This window comes from Clostridium estertheticum, assembly GCF_026650985.1.
In the GTDB taxonomy this organism is placed as follows: domain Bacteria; phylum Bacillota; class Clostridia; order Clostridiales; family Clostridiaceae; genus Clostridium_AD; species Clostridium_AD estertheticum_C.
The window spans coordinates 1,204,552-1,224,377 of sequence record NZ_CP086239.1; the positions used below are offsets into that span (position 1 = coordinate 1,204,552).

A 19,826-nucleotide genomic window follows, 5' to 3' on the forward strand; every position below is an offset into this window, starting at 1 on the left:
GAGGAGCGAAATGCTGTATATTATTTTAGCTATTATAGGGGGTTATTTTGCATTTCACTATCTTTCAATCCTATATGCGTTTCGTGAGATAACAAAAGATATACAGGAAATACAAAAAGACCTTACACAAAACCAAATTCTTCATTTGCCGATACCGAATAGGGATTTAGAGAAGGTCTTGTGTTCCTTTAATTATACTTTAGAGGAAATCAGAAAAGAACGGCAGAATTATGAAAAAAGAGAAAAAGGGTTCCAGAAGCAAATAGAAAATATCAGTCACGATTTACGAACTCCTTTAACTGTAATCTTGGGTTATTTAAAACTTATCAAAAAAACGGAAAAAGAACTTAACATGGACAAAGAACTGGCAGAAGCGTTAGAAATTATCGAGCATAAAGCGGAAACCATGAAAATATTGGTAACTCAATTTTATGATTTTTCCCGCTTAAATGCAGGAGATTTTGGATTGACACTGAATAATGTGGATATTTCCAGAACGTTAAAGGAATCTCTTATGGGTAACTACCAAATCTTAGAGCGATCGCATTTAGCAATAGAGGTTAATATACCAGAACACCCGATATGGGTAATGGCGGAAGATTCTGCATTAGTAAGAATATTTCTTAATTTATTACAAAATGCTGGTAGATATGCCGATAGTTTTCTAAGAATCTCAATGAAAGAAGACGATGAAAATGTATTAATTTCATTCATCAATGATACAAATATGCTTTCTGAAGATGATATTCCACATTTATTTAATAGATTTTATATGCAGGATAGTTCCCGAAATCAAGGCGGTACAGGATTAGGGTTGACAGTTGCAAAATTGCTGGCAGAAGAAATGGGAGGGATGTTGGAAGTTAGTATTGTTGATAAAGAATCGTTAAACTCTGAAAAATATAAATTTACTATTTGCTTTGAATTGTGCGTAAAAGTAATAAAAAAATGAGGAGAAACTAATGAAAAAATTGTCCTTATTTATAACTATAAAATCTATAGTGCTTAGATTGCCGGAGCAATTTCTATATTGGCTGGATCGCTTTTATTCCCTCAGTTTTGAAATCAAGAAACAAACTGTCGCTTTTGCTATGATGTTTGAGATGCAAATTTCAATTAATGTGGTAGAACACATTAAGTTAATTATGCTGTAATAGTCGATATATTCCTTCCTAAGAAGGATAAAAACAGGGAAATGTATGTATATCATACAAAACATGAAAATTTATTTATAGAAGAAAGAACATGGATTGGAGTACGAAAAAATGGTTAAACTTCAATTTAAATGTGGACTTCCATTTTGTAGTATTAAATTAATTTATAAAGGCAATGAAATAATATTAGATGATGTACTTATAGGAATGGATTTATTAAAGTCAGTAGGTGCAATTATCGATTTGGATAAGATGATACTAGATAAATCTCATTAGATGCAATGTTATATATTGATTTCAGAGGAGGGATAGATATGGCACGTTCAATTGGAGATTCTTTTTTTGTGATTTGGCAGTTTTAAAATTAAATTATGATCGTGATATTAGTGAAAGATAATATTTCAAATCATACGGCAAATTTTAGGTCGAATTAAAGACCTACAGACTTGCCGTTTTTTATGTTCAAAATCAGAAAGAGAGGTAAAAAAGATGTCAAAGTATTTTATGCAAGATTCAGAACTTCAGGAGCTAGAGCAGTTGATGATGCTGGTTCCAAATTTCATACCAAGAAGCAACGGGGTAATAGTAGTCCATGGATTTGGGAAGGAGGTTCTAAAGAAAAAATTTTAAGATATTGAACTTAATAACACTTTATAAAACGAAACTTCCTATAAATTTTAGGAAGTTTTATTTTTAGAAAAGTATTTTTTGCTTTAGTTATGTCAGAAGATTGTAAGAAGTTATTGGTAAAATACAAAGTATATCAAATAAAATAAATTTTGGGGTGAAGATATGAGTATTTTAAAAACGGAAAAATTAGTGAAATTATACGGTCAAGAGCCAACTATAGTTAAGGCTTTAGATAATGTTAGCATTGAAGTAAATGAAGGGGAGTTTGTTGCCATAATAGGTACTTCAGGAAGTGGAAAATCAACTCTATTAAATATGTTAGGTGGGCTTGACAAGCCAACTAGTGGAGAAACAATTATATCAAATAAAAATATTGGCAATATGAATGATGAAGAACTAACTATTTTTAGAAGAAGAAATATAGGATTTATTTTTCAAGACTATAACCTTGTTCCTATATTAAATGTTTATGAAAATATAGTTTTACCAATAGAGTTAGACGGAACCAAGGTAGATAAAGAGTATGTTGATTCAGTAATTAACACTTTAGGCTTAAAAGAAAAGCTAAATAGTATGCCTAATAATCTTTCTGGAGGACAACAACAAAGAGTAGCAATAGCAAGGGCGTTAGCTACAAAACCTAGTTTGATTTTAGCAGATGAACCAACAGGAAATCTTGATAGTAAAACTAGTATGGATGTAATAGGTTTATTAAAAACAACTAGTGAAAAATTCAATCAAACTATGGTTATGATTACTCATAATGAAGAAATAGCTCAGCTTGCAGATAAGATAATAAGAATCGAAGATGGAAAGGTTACAGTTATAGGTGGTGAAAAACAATGAAGTTTGAAAATAATAATAAGGAAGTTATTAAAAGAATAACTAATCGTTCTTTAAAAACTAATAAAATTAGAAATATATTTGCAATACTTGCAATTGTTCTAACAACATTTATGATTTCCTCTGTATTTAGTATAGGGATTAGTTTTATTAAAAATTATAAAACTATGAATTTAAGAATACAAGGAACCACAGCTAGTGTAGCTTTAGGAAAACCAACTGAGACTCAAATAAATAAAATTAAAAAATTAGATTTAGCTACAGATATTGGATATGAAATTAGTGCTGGAAGAGTTGACTTAGATAGTTTAACTAAAAACAGAACAAAGATTATTATAAAGAATAGCAGTTTAGATAATTTTGAAAAGCAAAGCAAACCAGCTATAAGCAATATTAAAGGAAAATACCCAACAGAAGAAAGTGAGGTTATGGCATCAAGAAGGGCCTTAGAGTTTTTAGGAAAAAGTGATGCTAAGATAGGGGATAAAATAGAAGTTCCAGCCCAAATAGATGGAAAAGTAGTAAATAAAGCATTTATATTAAGTGGAATATATACAACTTATGACATAGTTCAAGATACTGGTTATTTATTGGTTTCAGAAAGTTTTATAAAGGAAAATGGACTATCTTTAGAAAAAGATGGAAACCTGCTTATTACTTTAAAAGAAAGCAGTAAAGATGCAGCACCAAAAATATTAGGAAAAGAAGTTAAATTAATTGGTCAGCAAGAGTTTTCTTTTAATTATGATATAACAGATAGTTTATCGGACACAGCAATTGCAACAGCTGGAGTTGCTATAATGATAGTATTATTTATAGTTCTTAGTGGATATCTTCTTATTTACAACGTTTTATATATAGCTGTTAATAAGGACATAAATTTCTATGGCTTACTAAAAACTATAGGAGCATCACCTAAACAAATTAAAAAAATAGTGAAAGGGCAAGCTTTAAGGTTTTCTTTAATGGGAATTCCAATAGGTCTTGTTTTAGGAGCAATAGTTTCCTTTGGAATTGTTCCAATGGCAATGAGAATATTATTTTCAGGAGCAGAGGCAGGAGCAATGCCAACCGATGTTTCATTTAATCCTTTTATATTTTTAGCAGCAGCTTTATTTTCTTTATTAACAGTTATATTAAGTTGCAGAAAACCAGCTAAAATAGCAGGTAATATATCGGAAGCAGAGGCACTTAGATATACAGGAGCTAATATTAAAAAGAAGAAGGAGAGAAAAACTACTAATGGTGGGAAACTATATAAAATGGCTTGGTATAACATTTTTAGAGAAAAGAAAAGGGCTATAATAGTGTTCTTATCATTATTTATGGGAATAATAACCTTCTTAAGTGTAAGTACCTTTTTAGGTAGTGTGAAGGTAGAAAATTATATAAACAAATATGTTAAACAGGATTTTACAATACAAAATATAAAGGCTGAAAAAGGGAAGATAGATGATACTTTTATAGAAAAAATAAAATCTGTTAAAGGTGTAAATACAGTCTATGGAACAAAGACATCCTTTTTACAATTAGAAATGAATGATGACGTATTATTACCAGCATTTAATGAAGTCTATAAAAGACTTGGTCAATCAGAAGCACAATTAAAGGGATTTTTAAAATCTACTAAAAAGAATCCAAGCTTACTTTCTAGTTCTATTATTGGAATAGATGATAATTTAATAGAAAGAATTCATAAGGAAGCTAAAGAAAAATTTGATATTGAAGCTTTTAAAAAAGGAGAACTAATATTAATCGAATCTTGGTCGTATGGAGATAACTATAAAAATATTAAGGGTGACTTAACTATTAAAAATACTAAGACTGGAAAAGAAGAAACCTATCCAGTTCAAATTTTCAAAGATAACACAGAGTTCTTACCTCCAGGATTACCAGCATCTCTTGGACTTCCAACTATTTATATGAGTACATCAGCTTTAGAAAAGCTTGATGAGGCTACAAATAATTATATTTTATATATTGATGGAGAGAAAAAGTATGAACCGAAAATAAATATGCAATTAAAGAAAATGAGTAGTGAACGTGGCCTCTGGTTTGAATCAAAAAGTGAAAAAACAGAAGAGTTCAATAAATCTCAATTAGTAATGAGTGTTTTAGGTGGAGGTATTTCCATAATACTAATATTAATTGGAATACTCAATTTCATAAATATAATGATAACAGGAGTAAATGTAAGATTAAAAGAGCTTGCAATTATGGAGAGCATTGGAATGACTAAAAAGCAAATCAAGAAGATGCTTACCTTTGAGGGGCTTTATTATGCAGGAATAACTACTATCTTAATATTAACAGTAGGAATGGCTGTTATTTATGGAGTTGGGACTTTAACCAGAGAAATTGCAGACTATGCTGTATTTACCGTCCCCGCAATAGAAATAATATCAGTAATAATAGTTATTTTTATAGTATGTTTAATTACTCCAGCTATTTTATTTACTAATTCTACAAAGAAGAGTGTAACGGAAAGAATTAGAGGAATAGAATAACCTTACTTAGTGGCATGTTATTGAAAATATGCCACTTTTGGGTATAATAAATACAGGGGTGGTAAAGTGAGTAGGATATTAATTGTTGAAGATGATAAAAATCTTAATAAGGGAGTTGCATTTGCTCTTAAAAAAGAAGGGTATGAGGTTATTTCAGCATATTCAATACTAGAAGGAAAGAACGAAATGCTAAATAGTAAAATAGATTTTCTTCTTTTAGATTTAAATCTTCCTGATGGAAATGGACTTGATTTTTGCAAAGAAATTAGAGAAAAAATAGATTTTCCTATAGTTTTCTTTACAGCAAATGATACAGAAGAGGATACGGTGAAAGGCTTTGAAGTTGGAGCAGATGATTATTTAGCAAAACCATTTTCTATTGAAGTCTTAAAGTATAAAATAAATGCTATTTTAAAGAGAAATAAGCCAGCAAATAAAAATAAGTTTGATTGCAATAATTTAATAATAGATTTTGATAGAATATTAGTAACAATAGAAGGCAAAGAAGTTAACTTAACAGTTACTGAATATAAGTTATTAGAAATACTAGCTAAAAATAAAGGTAAGGTAATTACAAAGGATAGGCTTTTAGATAAGGTATGGGATAGTAATGGTAATTTTGTAGACGAAAATACTTTAAGTGTTAATATAAGAAGACTTAGAAAAAAGATAGAAAAGGATTCTAAAAAACCAGAATATATAATTACAGTGGTTGGTATTGGATATACCTTTGGGGAGTAGTGATGAAGACAAACTATAACTTGAAAATGTTAATTTATAAAATTGGAATTATATTATTTTGTTTCTTATTTAATACAACAATTTATTTTAAAACGTTAAATATACAGATAACAATTATAACAGCAATATTTTCTTTAGGAATAATAATCTTTATTTTTCTTTATGATATATTATTTAAAAACTATATGACATCTATTTTAGAAGAACTTTCAGATATGCTAGAAACAATTAGTCATATGGAAAGTGAAGAAGTTTTTTCAACAACGGAAGATACAATTTTTTCAAAACTACAAAGCCAAACTACAAAATTAACTAATTTATTAATATCCCAAAATAAAGAAATAGAAGAAGAAAAAAATGAAATAAAATCTTTGATTTCAGATATTGCCCATCAACTAAAAACTCCATTAAGCAATATAAAAATATATAGTGAGTTTTTACAGGATGATAATTTAAAAGAAGAAGAAAGAAAAGAATTTAATAATATAGTTTTATTTTCATTAAATAAGCTAACATTTTTAGTTGAAAGTATGATAAAAATGTCAAGGCTTGAAAGTAGAGTTATAGGATTGAAATTAGAAAAAGATTCATTAAACGAAACAGTTTTATTAGCTTTATGCGAAGTACAGAAAAAAGCTAGAAATAAAAATATACTTATTGGCTTAAATGAAGTAGATAAAATTATTATTAATCATGATAAAAATTGGTTATCAGAAGCAATATTTAATATCTTAGAAAATGGAGTTAAATATACAAAAGATGGTGGAAGAATTGATATTACAATTAAAACCTATGAGGTCTTTTGCAGGGTTGATATAGAAGATAATGGAATAGGAATAAATGAGGATGAGTTTCCTAAGATATTTTCAAGATTCTACAGAGGTAGAAATATAGGAGATGCTGAAGGTATAGGAATTGGACTTTATTTAAGTAGAGAAATCATAATGCAGCATGGGGGATATATTAAGGTAAATTCAAATAATGGTGGGTCAAAATTTTCTATATTTTTACCTAATAAATAATATGAAATTCAAAATGACTATTATGTTGTAGCACTAAAACCTAACGAATGGTTATCCAAGGTAATTAAAAAAAGCCAATAGCATTGATAATTACAGATGCTGGATTTGGGATACTGCGCTTTGCCTCCACCAGGAGGAAAGTAGGTCTATTAGTGAGAAGGTTACATGGGGTCAGCGAAAGCGATTTGCAGATGGTAAAGGTTCTAATACATCATATTTTATCGCTTTGCATACTTTTCTTGAGAATATACAAAAGTTGGATTATGAAGAAGCCCCCAAAACGCCTATCATTTTCTACATTGTCTACATTAAACTCAAGTTCAAGACACCTATTTGAGGCTGGTTTAACTGAACCTTTTGCAAGTTTTTCATGTGCTTTAAAACCGAATAATTAAAGAGCTCCGCAATCAGTTTGAAATTCAACATAATCATTGCTATAACCATACATAACAGCTCTCATACAAATAGCAAATCTGACTCCCTCATTTTCAAATTCAACATAATCACCAAGGTCATTTTTAATTTTAAGTCCAAGAACTTGATTATAAAAACGCTTCATTTTATCTATATTATTTGTCCAAATCGTAACAAGATTAATTTTTGCTTTCATCATAGTTTCCTCCTTCTTAATTTAATGTGTGTATCGTATTAAATTACAACTATGTCGTAACTATCTATGTAATATTATCGTAATTTAACACACTTTGGAACTGTTTTCTCATAACCATTTGGCCCTAGCAAGGAAAAAATTTCGCTAGAGTTTACTTTCAGACTTAAACCGTCTAAGGCTCTGAAACCATTTTTATACTCTTTAACTAAATTATCAATTACAATTGCTGGCATTCTATTCCTCCTCTTTAACTGGGAACAGGATTTCTGTAATATACTTGTTGGGATTGCCTTTTAAAACCATTCCTGGTCCTTTGATATAGATTTCACGAAAGGTCGACTATAATGTCAAGTTATTTTCCCTTGCATAACGGTCAATAGCTTCGTATGCGTGTCCCATAGTTTCATAGGGACCGACATGTGTAACACAAATAGCTTTTACTCGTGGCATATTTTTTACTGTGATACCATTTCCATTTGGCGTCTCAGCAGTGGGAACACATAATTCCATTTCACCTATCCTCGTTTGCTGATCCATAGCATAATAATCCAGTTCTGCATGGCCGCTTTTTGATTCTTGACCATTGACATGATAAATCTCTATATCCGGTAGCATCGTAAATTATTAGGGACTATTTTTGATGAAGAGGAAAATGAAAATCTGTATAAATATAGTATTCAAACAACAACTGATAAACTATAAAACACTGATTTTAGAGTAATAGTATAATTAGTATTTCTGAAGCTTATTTTATATCAGCACAAGCAAACCTATATATTGGGTATTGATTTACTTTAATAAGCGTGTATTGATATTTTGAATGTAACACAATACTAATATTAAAGACTCAGTAAAGATTATTTATATGTGCGACAAGAAGTGACTTCTTCTTTCGCTAAGTTAGTATGGAGATAGTACTCCATTGTTCCAGTGATAGGAATATTCCCGTCTGAAACTGCATTACGAGCAATCGTTTTGTAGGTTGCATGAGGAAAAGCCTAATCAAAGTCTAATATCCATGACAATGTGGGCAAGGGAAAGATTCATATGGTCTATGATTAAATATCGTTAAATCTAGCATTGGATGGGATATGCTTGCCAGTGTATTGTAGATAAGGAAGACGTTAGAATATAAGAACGTTTGATATCACCCATATATCTATCGGTATATTGATTAGACCTAACCGAATCGTAACTAACAGAAGTTAAACTTGTTAAGTCCTATAGAGTCCATCTATATGGTAGGTTGACCGTAAGGAATACACAATTCTCTAGAGGATAAAGGAACGTTGGAGAAAGCAAAAGCCACTAGGGCGTAAGCCTACAGGAATGAGAAATAACTGGGTGGACAGTATCAAGTGATACGCTCGAAAGAGTGCAGACTTCCAACTGGTGTACAACATGATTAAAGCGAAAAGGAACTTTTCCAAAAGGAGGCAAAAGATGAGCAATGCTTTAGCAATAAAGTCCACATTGCCTAATGTTACGTCATGGAAGACAATTGATTGGACTTCTGTATCTGCGTATGTAGGAAAGTTACAACAACGAATATATCATGCCGAAAGTCAAGGAAAGAATCGTAAGGTAAGGGAATTACAACGATTACTTGTGCAAAGCAAAGCAGCTTTACTATTATCAATTAGAAAGGTTACACAAATCAACAAAGGAAAGAAGACCGCAGGTGTTGACAAGTTCACTGCATTAACAGATGCAGAAAGATTAAAACTGTATCTACATATGAAAGAATATAGTATAAGTCAACACAAACCTAAGCCATCCTATAGAATCTATGTTAAGAAAAAGAATGGTAAACTTCGACCTTTGAGCATTCCTATAATAAAAGATAGAATTTGGCAAAACATGACTAAACTTGCATTAGAGCCACAATGGGAATATATATTTGAACCTACTTCCTATGGTTTCCGACCAGGAAGGGGTTGTCATGACGCAATTGCAAGAATATTTACTTCCTTGGCTAGAAAGAAGAAAAGATGGATATTTGAAGGAGATTTCAAAGGATGTTTTGATAATTTAAGACATGACTATATCATGGAACAAATAAGATACTTTCCTAACAAAGGTATCATAGAAAAATGGTTGAAATCTGGTTATATAGACAATAATGTTTTCAATGAAACAGACAGAGGTGGGGGTCAAGGTTCTATCATTTCGCCATTACTAGCAAATATTGCGTTGCATGGAATGGAAGAATGCCTAGGTATAAAATACACAATGAGAAATGTTAAAGGTAGCAAATGCGCATCGAATATAACGGACTACTCTATGACTCGTTATGCAGATGACTGTGTGCCACGAAAGCGTGGTAAGCAACTCGTAAGAGTTGCTTAATATTGCTGTGCTATACAGATGATGGAGGAAGGCCCTTCGAAATCGCCATGCAGGTGGAGATTTCAAACTACCTTAAGGTGCTGTAATCAAAAGTTATGGTATTGAGCGTTAAGGAAAAGGCAGAGTTAATTTGTCAAGTATGTACTAAAGAGATGAACGAGCATGTGAACCACTTACGAAAATGTCGAAAGCGTAGAGATTTCATCAGAACCAGAGGGTAGTCGTTAATCTGGGATAAGTCTAGAGGAAACCTGTTTACTGTCTAGGCGGTGAACGGCATAAAGGTGGCATGAATTTAGTACAGGCATTTGTACGGAACGTGGGAACCTACGGCTTGATGTTAAGAGAGTATTTCAAGCAGAAGAACTGTGAGAAAAGAGTATCAATGCAAGCATAGGGGCAGATTGAGTCGTAGTAGTGAAGAAACTTCTGTAATGGAAGTGGAGCGAAGGACCTCGAGTTATTCAGTTTCAGAAATAGGTCAACTTTGAAAGGAGGAGGAGCTTATGATGGAAACAAAGCCGTTTAATATTTCTAAAAGAGCTGTAGTTACAGCTTACGAGAAGGTTAAGGCAAACAAGGGAACATATGGAGTTGATGGACAGTCAATTGAAGATTTTGAAAAGAATTTGAAAAACAATCTATATAAAATCTGGAATAGGATGTCATCAGGAAGTTATTTTCCTCAACCTGTAAAAGCAGTTGCAATTCCAAAGAAAAGTGGAGGAACTAGATTACTAGGGATACCAACTGTTGAAGATAGAATTGCACAAATGCTAGTTAAACTATACTTTGAACCAGAAGTAGAGCCTATGTTTTATGAGGATTCCTACGGATATAGACCTAATAAATCTGCAATACAAGCACTTGATGTTACAAGAAAAAGGTGTTGGAGGAAAGACTGGGTTCTTGAATTTGATATAAAGGGACTATTTGATAATATCAAACATGAAATTTTAATTAAAATGGTAAGGAAACACACAAATGAAGAATGGATTATTCTTTATATTCAAAGGTGGTTAACTGCACCATTTCAGATGGAAAAAGGAGAACTAGTGCCAAGAATTTCTGGAACTCCGCAAGGGGGTGTCATAAGTCCAGTACTTGCGAATCTGTTTTTACATTATGTGTTTGATGACTTTATAACAAAAGAATTCAAAACAATTCCGTGGGCTAGATACGCAGATGATGGAATAGCACACTGTGTATCCCTAAAACAGGCTAAATATCTACAAAGACGGTTGCAAGAAAGGTTTGAAGAATACGGATTGCAACTGAACCTTGATAAAACAAAGATTGTATACTGTAAAGATGATGATAGAAACGGAGATTATCCAAATATATCATTTGACTTTTTAGGGTATACATTTAAGCCTAGAGGCGCAAAAAGTAAATATGGAAAGTATTTTACAAGTTTCTTACCAGCGATAGCAGATAATGCAAAGAAAAGAATTAGGAAAGAGGTAAGAAGTTGGAGAGTACAGTTGAAGGTAGATAAAGACTTGTGGGATATATCAAGTATGTTTAATAAAAAGATACAGGGATGGATTAACTATTATACACATTTCTATAAAACAGAAATGTATGCAGTATTAAGATATATCAATAATGCTTTAGTTAAATGGGTTCGAAGAAAGTATAAGAAACGAAAACACAGACGAAGAGCAGAATATTGGTTAGGAAGTATTGCAAAAAGAGATAGAAATTTGTTTGCACATTGGAAAATGGGAATATTACCAACCGCTGAATGATGGGAGCCGTATGAGCTGAGAGGTTCACGTACGGTTCTGAGAGAAGCTAAGGGTGAAGTTCCCTTGGTTTACTTACTTTGTAATCATGTGTAAAACAAAAGAACAGGCAGAATCAGTATACACCAAACTAGAAGGATATCTTGAGGAAAGAGGACTAGAATTAGAACCTACCAAAACAAGAGTTGTGGAAATTACGGAGGGTTTTGACTTCCTAGGATTCAATATACGGGTGTACCAAACCTCGCAAGGTGAAAAGTTATTTATCAAACCATCCAAAGAGACCATCAAGAAAAGTAAAAAGAAAATCACCTCCAAGGTCAAAGAATTGCATGGAGCTAATGTAGAGAAACTAATTCATGTGCTAAACCCAATATTAAGAGGAATCGCAAATTACTGGTCTCCAGTAGTAGCCAAGAAAGCATTTAACAACATGGATGCACACAACTATCTTGTGACAACAATGTTCCTGTGCCGAATGCACAATAATAAAGGCAGAAAATGGATATTTGAAAGATACTATAGGACAGATTATAAAGGAAAACATAAAGATAGGTGGATTTTATCCTCACCTAATGAGGAAAAAGTACAACTTATTAAAATGTCATGGATTCCAATAAAAAGACACATAATGATTAGACATAAGGCTACGCCTTATGACAGTAACTTAAAAAACTATTTTGATAATAGAAAAAGCAAAAACAAAAATTTGACTGAAGGAAAAAAAGTATGCTTGAGCTGTATGTTTTGAAAGAGACACGTACAGTTCTTAGGCGAGAAAGGAGGAGTAATCCTCCCTACTTAGCCGACAATATTCAGACAAATAGTAATTTATATGAAAGAAAGGGATTAATTTTATGCAAATACTAAGTCTTAACACAAATGGCTTTTCTGGTAGTTTTAAAAAAAATAGCAAAGTATTTACAAATTGTTACATGGCAAAAAAATATTAGAAAAAATATTTGATAAAGCACATCCAGAGATAATTGTACTTTCAGAATTTGATGTGCATTCACCCGCAGGAGCCTATGTAATAATATATTTATGCAGCGAAAAAGGTTATTATTTGGTATATCCTAATGAGTGTGAAAATATAAGTAAAAAGTGTACGTCTATAGTATTGATGTTCATAAAGAGGGAAATAGTATCGAAAAAGAGTTCAGGTCTTCTGCTAAAATGGAATGAAATACTATATAATGATTATAGAATTATTGGAGTTCATATTCCGGATAGTGTATATGAAAAAGACAGAGCAATTAATTATTGGGAAGATGTTTTGATTCATTACGAAAAGTGTAAAGATGAAAAGGTAGTATATATAGGTGATATGAATGTTTATACTGACGGGACTCCGGCGAAGGAAAAACTAAATAAATTGATTGAAGAAAAAGGGGCAAAGGATGCATGGATAGAGAAGAAAGGAACAAATTACGATATCGAAAAAAGATATACATTCAGATACAAAACCAGAATTGATTATGCAATAATGTCACAAACTGCATTAGAGAATTTAAATTATATAGAAAATATGCAGGAATTTTTTTAAGAAGAATTGTCGGATCATTCGGCAATTTTAATTGACTTAAAATAGATTTACAAATTCCAATTTGCAGGAGGGGATATAAAGATGAATAAGTTATATTTTAATGTTGGTGATACAAATTTTTTAGCGCTTGTAAATAAAGATACTTATAATTCATTTGTGGATGAAGATTGGGAATTACCGATGTTAAACGAACATTGGGATAAAGAAGCAAAACAAGGGAACATTTTAGTATTTGGAATGACGGAGGAGGGAATAGAGGCTGATTGGACTATAGGAATAGAATATGAGGAAAGTAATATAGAGAAATTCTACAAGAGAACAATTGGGTATATAAAAGTTACAAAAGGTACATTAAATTTTGTTGAATACACATGTTTGACAATGGCAGCACAATTTGAAGATAATAAAGTTCCAGATGAATATTGTGAGCCATTTAGTATAGAAATTGAAAATGGATTATATAAAGTTGAAGTAGTTCAATATTCCAATGTTGATTCGGAAGAACACATTGGAAATGAGGAAATAGATATCCAATTTAATTTTATCAAGCAGAAAGATGAAAATGTTTTAGAGAATAATAATGGATTGTATTGGTTTGAGGTATAAGTTAAACTTCAATTTAAAGTTAAGCATTATAAATAGTAATTTGTGGTATAGCTTATTTATAGAAGGTGAGATAAGGATAAATATGAATGAAAATAACATAGCTTAGATGGAAATTGAGAAATTCAATGAAAATATTAAGAGTTTTATTGAAACAAGCAAGGCATATTCTAAAAAAAATGTTCAGATCAAAGGAATTGAACAGGATCAAAAGATGAAGAATTGCTTGAATGAGATCTGTGGATATCAGAAAGATACAAGCTATTTACAAGTAGAAGTGTCTATGGAAATACCCAAAGAGATATTAAAAGAGTATGTGTGATATTTTCAAGAGCGATTGCAAGAGGGACGACATGTAACATCATTTAACAATATATTTCCAAAGTAAGCCAGACTATTATAAAAGCTATCTGCCAACACTCCAGATATTATAATTGCAAGTGTCATCCAGGGACCGAATATAACCATAAGTAAACCAAACACAAGATTAATCATTGATAATGTTCCAAAACGCGGATAACTAACAAGCATCAGGACCATTACGAGAGTTAGATAGGGACTCATAACGTTAAATTTATTACCTGGTATTGAGACTTTGAGGTGAAAGTAAGTATATATCCGCCTACCATCATAAGTGCAATAAAAATAGCGAAAGTTGTTATTTTTTTATGCAATTTTATCTGATTGTGTATTCAATGCGCATTTCTATTATCGCAGAGTATTAGTAGTTAATACTCTATTTCTTGTTTATGAAATCCTAGGAAATTGACTAGATTTTGTGTAATATAAATTAGAATTATTAAAAGATGTAATTTTTTCTCCATTGTTAATGTTATAATACTTATTGAAAAAGTTTAGAATGTAAGGGTAGTTATGTTTAGTGTATAAAGAAAAACTATGCGCATGTACATAACTGAAAGTAAATTTCCACATAATATTTTCTATGGTATTCCATAGGTTAACAGGAGGATAAAATTTTGTATAAGAAAATAGGGCACACCTTTGATTATAAAACAAAAAAAGAGTTTTCAAGTAAGTTGATGGATTGGATTGGCGATGTTTTTTACGATATTCTTCCGAAACACGGATATGAGATACGTGATGAACAAATATATACTGCGTTTCAGCTTGCTGATGCAGTTTGTAATAAAAAAATTCATCTGGCTGAGGCTGAAGTCGGTACCGGAAAGACATTCGCCTACTTACTCACTGCAATTGCCTACGCTGGTTTTAGCGGAAAACCTGTTGTAATTGCATGTGCCTCAACAGCACTTCAGGAACAGTTGGCAGGGCCAAAGGGAGATATTCAAACACTTTCCCGAATACTGGGATTAGAAATAGATGCGCCAATGGCAAAGGATCCTCATCAGTATGTTTGTGATGAGAGAGTTAGTGGAATAGGGGGAGTGTTTGGCGATGCAACAGCCTCTGATGAGATTAATCAATGGTTAGCCAGGACTACAAAAGGTGAACGCTCAGAAATGCCGCATATATCCGATAGTGTATGGAGACAGATTGGATGGGATGAGACTATGCCCTGTGATGCCTGTACCAGAAGAGGCTTTTGTAAGCTTGTTAAGGTAAGGGAACATTACAGATCTTCCAAGGATTTAATTATCGCTGATCATAGTATCTTTTTTCAGGACCTGTGGACAAGGGATGAAAGAATTGCAGACGGTAAAATGCCTATGCTTCCAGATTACTCGCTGGTGATTTTTGATGAAGGCCATAAAGTCATACTGCCGGCAGCCATGGGTGCTGGAAGACAAATTCACAAAGAGGATATTGATAATATTATCCTTTCGATAGAGGAAATCCAGGGAGCAAGAACTTCACTGGTTGTAAGTGTAATTGCCTTGGGGCAGGCCACTTCTAACTTTTTTGAAAAACTTAATCAAAACGTGATAGATGATGAGCAATCAGAGCGTCTGGCGGTTCGCACCGATGATATACTTCTGAAAGCAGCTGATACTTTTCATAAGGCGCTAGATCGGTTGCTCTTAGAGATACAAATTGAGGAAGAACTATACATAAACGAGCTACCGGAAAGCACGTTACATACCTTTGAAATTCAAATAGAACTATCAATTACAGCCTTAGCTAGGTTTGGTAGGAATAAAGGTAAAGAGGTTATTACTTGGATAGATAGGGCAGACGGCAGTTTTTGGGTAGTTCCTCGGAATTTGAGCAATATGCTAGATAAACATTTATTTTTGAAAAAATTGCCTGTGGTGTTTACTTCAGGAACTTTAAGTGATGAGGGTGATTTTAGTTACCTTATGAGGACTCTGGGTTTAAAGGATCCAGCAATATCAACGGTTGGAAGTCCCTTTGATATTGAGGACCAGGTGGTGGTTTATTTACAACAGCCATCCTTTGAGGAGACTGACAGTGCCAAGTTTTCACGCAAAATTAAACAATTATTATGTTTGCTGAAAGAAAATGGAGGAAGAGCGCTGATACTTGTTAACTCTTTGAAGGAAGTTAGGAAAATAAGAAAAGAAATTAGTGGTTATGAGCTACCTTTTGAAGTTTTATGGGAGGATAAAGGTGAGCGCGGATATCTTGTCCAAAAGTTTCGTGCGGAAGTTACATCTGTATTAGTAGGTTCTACCTTTTGGGAGGGAATTGATGTGCCCGGGGAGTCTTTATCTCTCGTTGTAGTTTGGCAGCTTCCCTTTCCTTCAATAGACCCTTTGATTGAAATGAGGCGCAAAGATGCAGAAGAAGAGGGGATGAATCCACTTATAACCGTTGATTACCCTGAAATGGGATTGAAGTTAAGACAAGGTTGTGGCAGATTAATTAGAACAAAGGATGACCGTGGAGCAATAGCTGTCATGGATCAAGTAATAGGAACCCCATGGGAAAAGGTGGTTATGAGAGCTCTACCTAGAGGAGTGAAAATCAAAACTTTGGAACATAGGGAGATTTAAAATACCACACTTAAAGAAACTTTTTAATATATAAGGCTTCAAGAATTTTTTCAGGAGGAGGTCCTGGATGTGGAAAGGGTCAAGGTATAGGTACTTCAGCAAATAAGCCAATGGTATTAAAAGTGTCATTGGTTTATGTTATAATTTTTTTGAGTTAAGGATGTGTATTAAGTGAAGTAATTACTAGCCTAGAGGTCATTGAGAACCATGTGAGCTTGATAAGTGAGGTTTTGCTCTGATCATTAATTAATAATGATTAAGGCTGTTATTTAGAAGCATAGTATATACTTGATTTGGAGAGAAATAGGTATTAAAAAAAGAAGGAGAGCGAAAAAATGGAACAGTTTTTTAAAGCAATAGATGAAAAGATAAGAAAGTCAGGATATCCTGGAGAAGTCAGTGGCGAAGAAATCTACGCTGAAATAAGTGATGAGGCCGAGGATCAAGAAGAAGGAAGTTACTTATTCATGAAGAAGCAAAATGATGATATCATGTTCGAATACAGAGTGGATATTTTAGAGGACAATATTAATTTAGCAACCCTTACGATACATACACCAGAGAGAAAGTACTTTATTGATTTTGATGCTGAATAGATAGACGTATTGGGGATGAAGATGACAACTATATGCATTGCATAATGAGATAAGATTTTATATTTATTAATTATAAATCATCAAGGCTTTGTGGACAGGCTAATTTAGCTATATTATACACTTTTTATGAGGGGTAAAAGAATGAAAAACGACTTACGTTATATATTAAAAAAATTGATGATATAAAAAAGCATTTTCATATTTTTGATATTCGCTGGGAATAAAAAATAGATACATTTATTAACTCTGTAACTACTAAAAAGGTGTTAAAATAGATTTGAGTGAAAATGAACAAGTTCTTTTGTAGGTTACATATACAAATTTATATACTAATGAAAAGATGAATATTTTGATTGTACTTTCTAATTATCCATATAACCATTAGGCTAATAATGGGAAGCTGAAAAAATGTGAAACACTTTATAGGTGTAGTGGATATCAGAGATATCTGAAGACATTTCTTAGTTAAAGAGTTATGTCAAACTTATAATAAGAAATGTTATAAGTTTTTAAAAACAATATTTAATGATATTATATTCCTAAACAATAAAATTTAATTGTTAACCAGATTAGGGGGTGCATTATGCCAAAAAATGATAATATGCTAGCAATTTTATGGATGCTGAATTCAGGTACAAAAATAACTGCAAAGCAAATATCCGAAAGGTTAGAAATAAACATACGATCGGTTTATCGTTATATGGATGCACTGTGTGTTAGTGGAGTGCCAATAATATCGGAGCCTGGTCATAACGGCGGATATAGCTTGCTTAACAATTTCATCCGAGCACCCCTGTTTTTTGATCTTGATGAGAAGAAATCACTTTTGCATGCTGCTGTTTTTGCAATGGAATCAGGATATCCTTTTATGGAATCACTAAATAGTGCAACATCAAAGTTAAAGATGTTTTCGAATCAAGAACAAGAAAAAGTTCTCAATCGTCATCTAGTTGGATTTGAAGTAGTGAGCCGTATTTGCGATCCAGCTGTCAAACCTATATTAATGGAACTCGAGCAAGCTGTTGCAAATGAATGCTCTATGGAAATTGAATACTGTACAGGTTATGAAGGTCATCCCAAGCATAGGGTTGTTGACCCCTATGGGATGCTTTACTGGAACAATAAATGGTACGCTATTGCATTTTGCCATCTTAGGAATGAAATTCGTAACTTTAGGGTAGATAGAATAATAAATATTATAAGCACTAAAAATACGTTTAAGCGTCCTGAAGCTTTTTCGGCGCGCGAGTTTTTTACAGAAAGCTTATTATCGAATATAGAAAGTAAAGTAGGACTTTGCACTTTAGTAATTGAGGGCAAGGCAGAAGCATTGAATGACCTAAGTGCACATTGGTTTTTAGGATATCATCTGATAAAACGAACTGAATGCAGAACGATTTTTTTAATGGATGAATACTCAATCCATACCTATGTTCCTCATATTCTACTTCCATATGGTAAAGCAATAAAGGTGCTTGAACCAAATAGTTTTAAAGCTGCTATGGCATCAATTCTTAAAGATTTGCTGGACTATTATCTCCACTGACTGAATTTGTCAGTAAAGATAATATATAATTGATTAAGATGGAGCTTGAAACCATCCTGTGATAAATAGTACTAATAAAATGAAAGTGGAGGAATAGAAAATGAAAAATATAGTATATCTTTATGTATTTGATACAATGGCAGACTGGGAAATAGGTTATTTAAGTACTGAAATCAATTCGGGAAGGTACTACAAAAAGGGATTAATGCCTCTAAAAATAGTAACTGTAGGAATTAACAAGAACCCTATTACTACAATGGGAGGTCTAGAAATATTGCCAGAAATTGAACTTAAGGAGTGTAGTATTGAAGAGACAGTTGCTTTGATTCTACCTGGTGGGAATACATGGACAGAAGCAATTCATGTTCCCATTATAAGAATGGCTGAAGAATGTTTAGAGAAAGGTATTGTTGTAGGGGCAATTTGTGGCGCTACAATAGGACTTGCTATGGAAGGAGTATTAGATAAGCGAGCTCATACAAGCAATGACCTGGGATATCTTAAAATGGTCTGTCCAAGCTATGCAGGAGAAAAATATTATAAGCAAGAATACGCAGTAACGGATAGAAGTTTGATTACTGCCTCTGGAATAGCTCCTCTAGAATTTACTTTGCATATATTGAAAATTCTAGAGGTGTTTTCACCACAAACCTTAGATTCTTGGTACAATCTTTATAAAACTCAAGATGCAAAATATTTCTTTGAGTTGATGAGCTCGATTCAATAGTAGAAAATTGAGTGTATCAAATCAAGTAATATCAAGAACAATTCTATTATATTATTAGCAATGCAAATACTCACTACCAATCACGAGAACTTAAATTGTTGATAGAAAAAATATCGAAAGCCATTAAGGAAAAAATATTTAATTCACTATGGAAGATAAGTATTATTTCTATTAAACCATGTGTCATATTCTTCATTTATCTCGTCACAAGTAACCCTACATGATGTAATATGGCGTGATGATTTTGCTACTCAACTTAACATAGCTC

19 protein-coding genes and 1 pseudogene are annotated in these 19,826 nt (G+C 32.4%); 17 read left to right on the top strand and 3 right to left on the bottom strand.

The annotated features are described in order from the left end of the window. Nucleotides 1–10: 10 nt before the first annotated feature. The 7 genes from LL038_RS06085 to LL038_RS06115 all read left to right on the top strand — a co-directional run bounded on the left by LL038_RS06085 (nt 11) and on the right by LL038_RS06115 (nt 6,897). Nucleotides 11–952 carry a sensor histidine kinase gene (locus tag LL038_RS06085; RefSeq protein WP_216126630.1) on the top strand — a complete coding sequence of 314 codons (942 nt, stop codon included), beginning with the start codon at nt 11–13 and terminating at the stop codon, nt 950–952. A 313-nt stretch (nt 953–1,265) separates the two neighbouring features. Beyond that, nucleotides 1,266–1,430 carry a hypothetical protein gene (locus LL038_RS06090; protein WP_216126633.1) on the top strand — a complete coding sequence of 55 codons (165 nt, stop codon included), beginning with the start codon at nt 1,266–1,268 and terminating at the stop codon, nt 1,428–1,430. Nucleotides 1,431–1,643: 213 nt separating this feature from the next. Next, nucleotides 1,644–1,784: a hypothetical protein gene (locus LL038_RS06095; RefSeq protein WP_216171805.1), complete on the top strand. Its 141-nt coding sequence runs from the start codon at nt 1,644–1,646 to the stop codon at nt 1,782–1,784. A gap of 162 nt (nt 1,785–1,946) precedes the next feature. Then, the gene (locus LL038_RS06100; protein ID WP_216126638.1) at nt 1,947–2,630 is read left to right on the top strand and encodes an ABC transporter ATP-binding protein; all 684 of its coding nucleotides are present in this window, start codon (nt 1,947–1,949) and stop codon (nt 2,628–2,630) included. Beyond that, complete coding sequence (locus tag LL038_RS06105) at nt 2,627–5,134, top strand: ABC transporter permease (RefSeq protein WP_216126640.1); 2,508 nt, start codon at nt 2,627–2,629, stop codon at nt 5,132–5,134. Before LL038_RS06100 ends, LL038_RS06105 begins: the two co-directional genes overlap by 4 nt. Nucleotides 5,135–5,200: 66 nt before the next feature. Then, a complete protein-coding gene (locus LL038_RS06110) occupies nt 5,201–5,875 on the top strand; it encodes a response regulator transcription factor (protein WP_216126641.1) in 675 nt (224 codons plus the stop codon). A 2-nt stretch (nt 5,876–5,877) separates the two neighbouring features. After that, nucleotides 5,878–6,897, top strand: a complete 1,020-nt coding sequence (locus LL038_RS06115; RefSeq protein ID WP_253200015.1) for a sensor histidine kinase — start codon at nt 5,878–5,880, stop codon at nt 6,895–6,897. 424 nt (nt 6,898–7,321) lie between these two features. Here the strand turns inward: LL038_RS06115 and LL038_RS06120 are convergent. The 3 genes and pseudogenes from LL038_RS06120 to LL038_RS06130 all read right to left on the bottom strand — a co-directional run. Beyond that, nucleotides 7,322–7,507, bottom strand: a pseudogene (locus tag LL038_RS06120) (VOC family protein); the annotation flags it as partial. Nucleotides 7,508–7,581: 74 nt separating this feature from the next. Next, nucleotides 7,582–7,740 carry a hypothetical protein gene (locus LL038_RS06125; RefSeq protein WP_253200016.1) on the bottom strand — a complete coding sequence of 53 codons (159 nt, stop codon included), beginning with the start codon at nt 7,738–7,740 and terminating at the stop codon, nt 7,582–7,584. Nucleotides 7,741–7,846: 106 nt separating this feature from the next. Continuing rightward, nucleotides 7,847–8,044, bottom strand: coding sequence for a GyrI-like domain-containing protein (locus tag LL038_RS06130; protein WP_253200017.1), 198 nt, complete (start codon nt 8,042–8,044; stop codon nt 7,847–7,849). Between the two features lie 906 nt (nt 8,045–8,950). Here LL038_RS06130 and LL038_RS06135 point away from each other — a divergent pair. The 10 genes from LL038_RS06135 (at nt 8,951) to LL038_RS06180 (ending at nt 19,558) form a co-directional block, all read left to right on the top strand. Further along, a complete protein-coding gene (locus LL038_RS06135) occupies nt 8,951–9,856 on the top strand; it encodes a reverse transcriptase N-terminal domain-containing protein (RefSeq protein ID WP_216126644.1) in 906 nt (301 codons plus the stop codon). Between the two features lie 506 nt (nt 9,857–10,362). Continuing rightward, nucleotides 10,363–11,607 carry a group II intron reverse transcriptase/maturase gene (gene ltrA / locus LL038_RS06140; protein ID WP_216126646.1) on the top strand — a complete coding sequence of 415 codons (1,245 nt, stop codon included), beginning with the start codon at nt 10,363–10,365 and terminating at the stop codon, nt 11,605–11,607. A 52-nt stretch (nt 11,608–11,659) separates the two neighbouring features. After that, nucleotides 11,660–12,355 (top strand): group II intron maturase-specific domain-containing protein, encoded by a 696-nt coding sequence (locus LL038_RS06145; RefSeq protein ID WP_216171807.1) that lies wholly within the window; start codon nt 11,660–11,662, stop codon nt 12,353–12,355. A gap of 177 nt (nt 12,356–12,532) precedes the next feature. After that, complete coding sequence (locus tag LL038_RS06150) at nt 12,533–13,150, top strand: hypothetical protein (RefSeq protein WP_216126651.1); 618 nt, start codon at nt 12,533–12,535, stop codon at nt 13,148–13,150. 81 nt (nt 13,151–13,231) lie between these two features. Further along, nucleotides 13,232–13,756, top strand: coding sequence for a hypothetical protein (locus LL038_RS06155; RefSeq protein ID WP_216126653.1), 525 nt, complete (start codon nt 13,232–13,234; stop codon nt 13,754–13,756). Nucleotides 13,757–13,862: 106 nt separating this feature from the next. Further along, nucleotides 13,863–14,075, top strand: coding sequence for a hypothetical protein (locus LL038_RS06160; RefSeq protein WP_216126654.1), 213 nt, complete (start codon nt 13,863–13,865; stop codon nt 14,073–14,075). Between the two features lie 655 nt (nt 14,076–14,730). Further along, a complete protein-coding gene (locus LL038_RS06165) occupies nt 14,731–16,689 on the top strand; it encodes an ATP-dependent DNA helicase (RefSeq protein WP_253200018.1) in 1,959 nt (652 codons plus the stop codon). A 335-nt stretch (nt 16,690–17,024) separates the two neighbouring features. Beyond that, the gene (locus LL038_RS06170) at nt 17,025–17,285 is read left to right on the top strand and encodes a hypothetical protein (RefSeq protein ID WP_216102358.1); all 261 of its coding nucleotides are present in this window, start codon (nt 17,025–17,027) and stop codon (nt 17,283–17,285) included. 583 nt (nt 17,286–17,868) lie between these two features. Continuing rightward, nucleotides 17,869–18,831, top strand: a complete 963-nt coding sequence (locus LL038_RS06175) for a helix-turn-helix transcriptional regulator (RefSeq protein WP_216126656.1) — start codon at nt 17,869–17,871, stop codon at nt 18,829–18,831. Between the two features lie 100 nt (nt 18,832–18,931). Beyond that, entirely contained in the window at nt 18,932–19,558 is a 627-nt protein-coding gene (locus LL038_RS06180) for a type 1 glutamine amidotransferase family protein (protein WP_216126657.1), read from the top strand. Nucleotides 19,559–19,826: the final 268 nt, after the last annotated feature.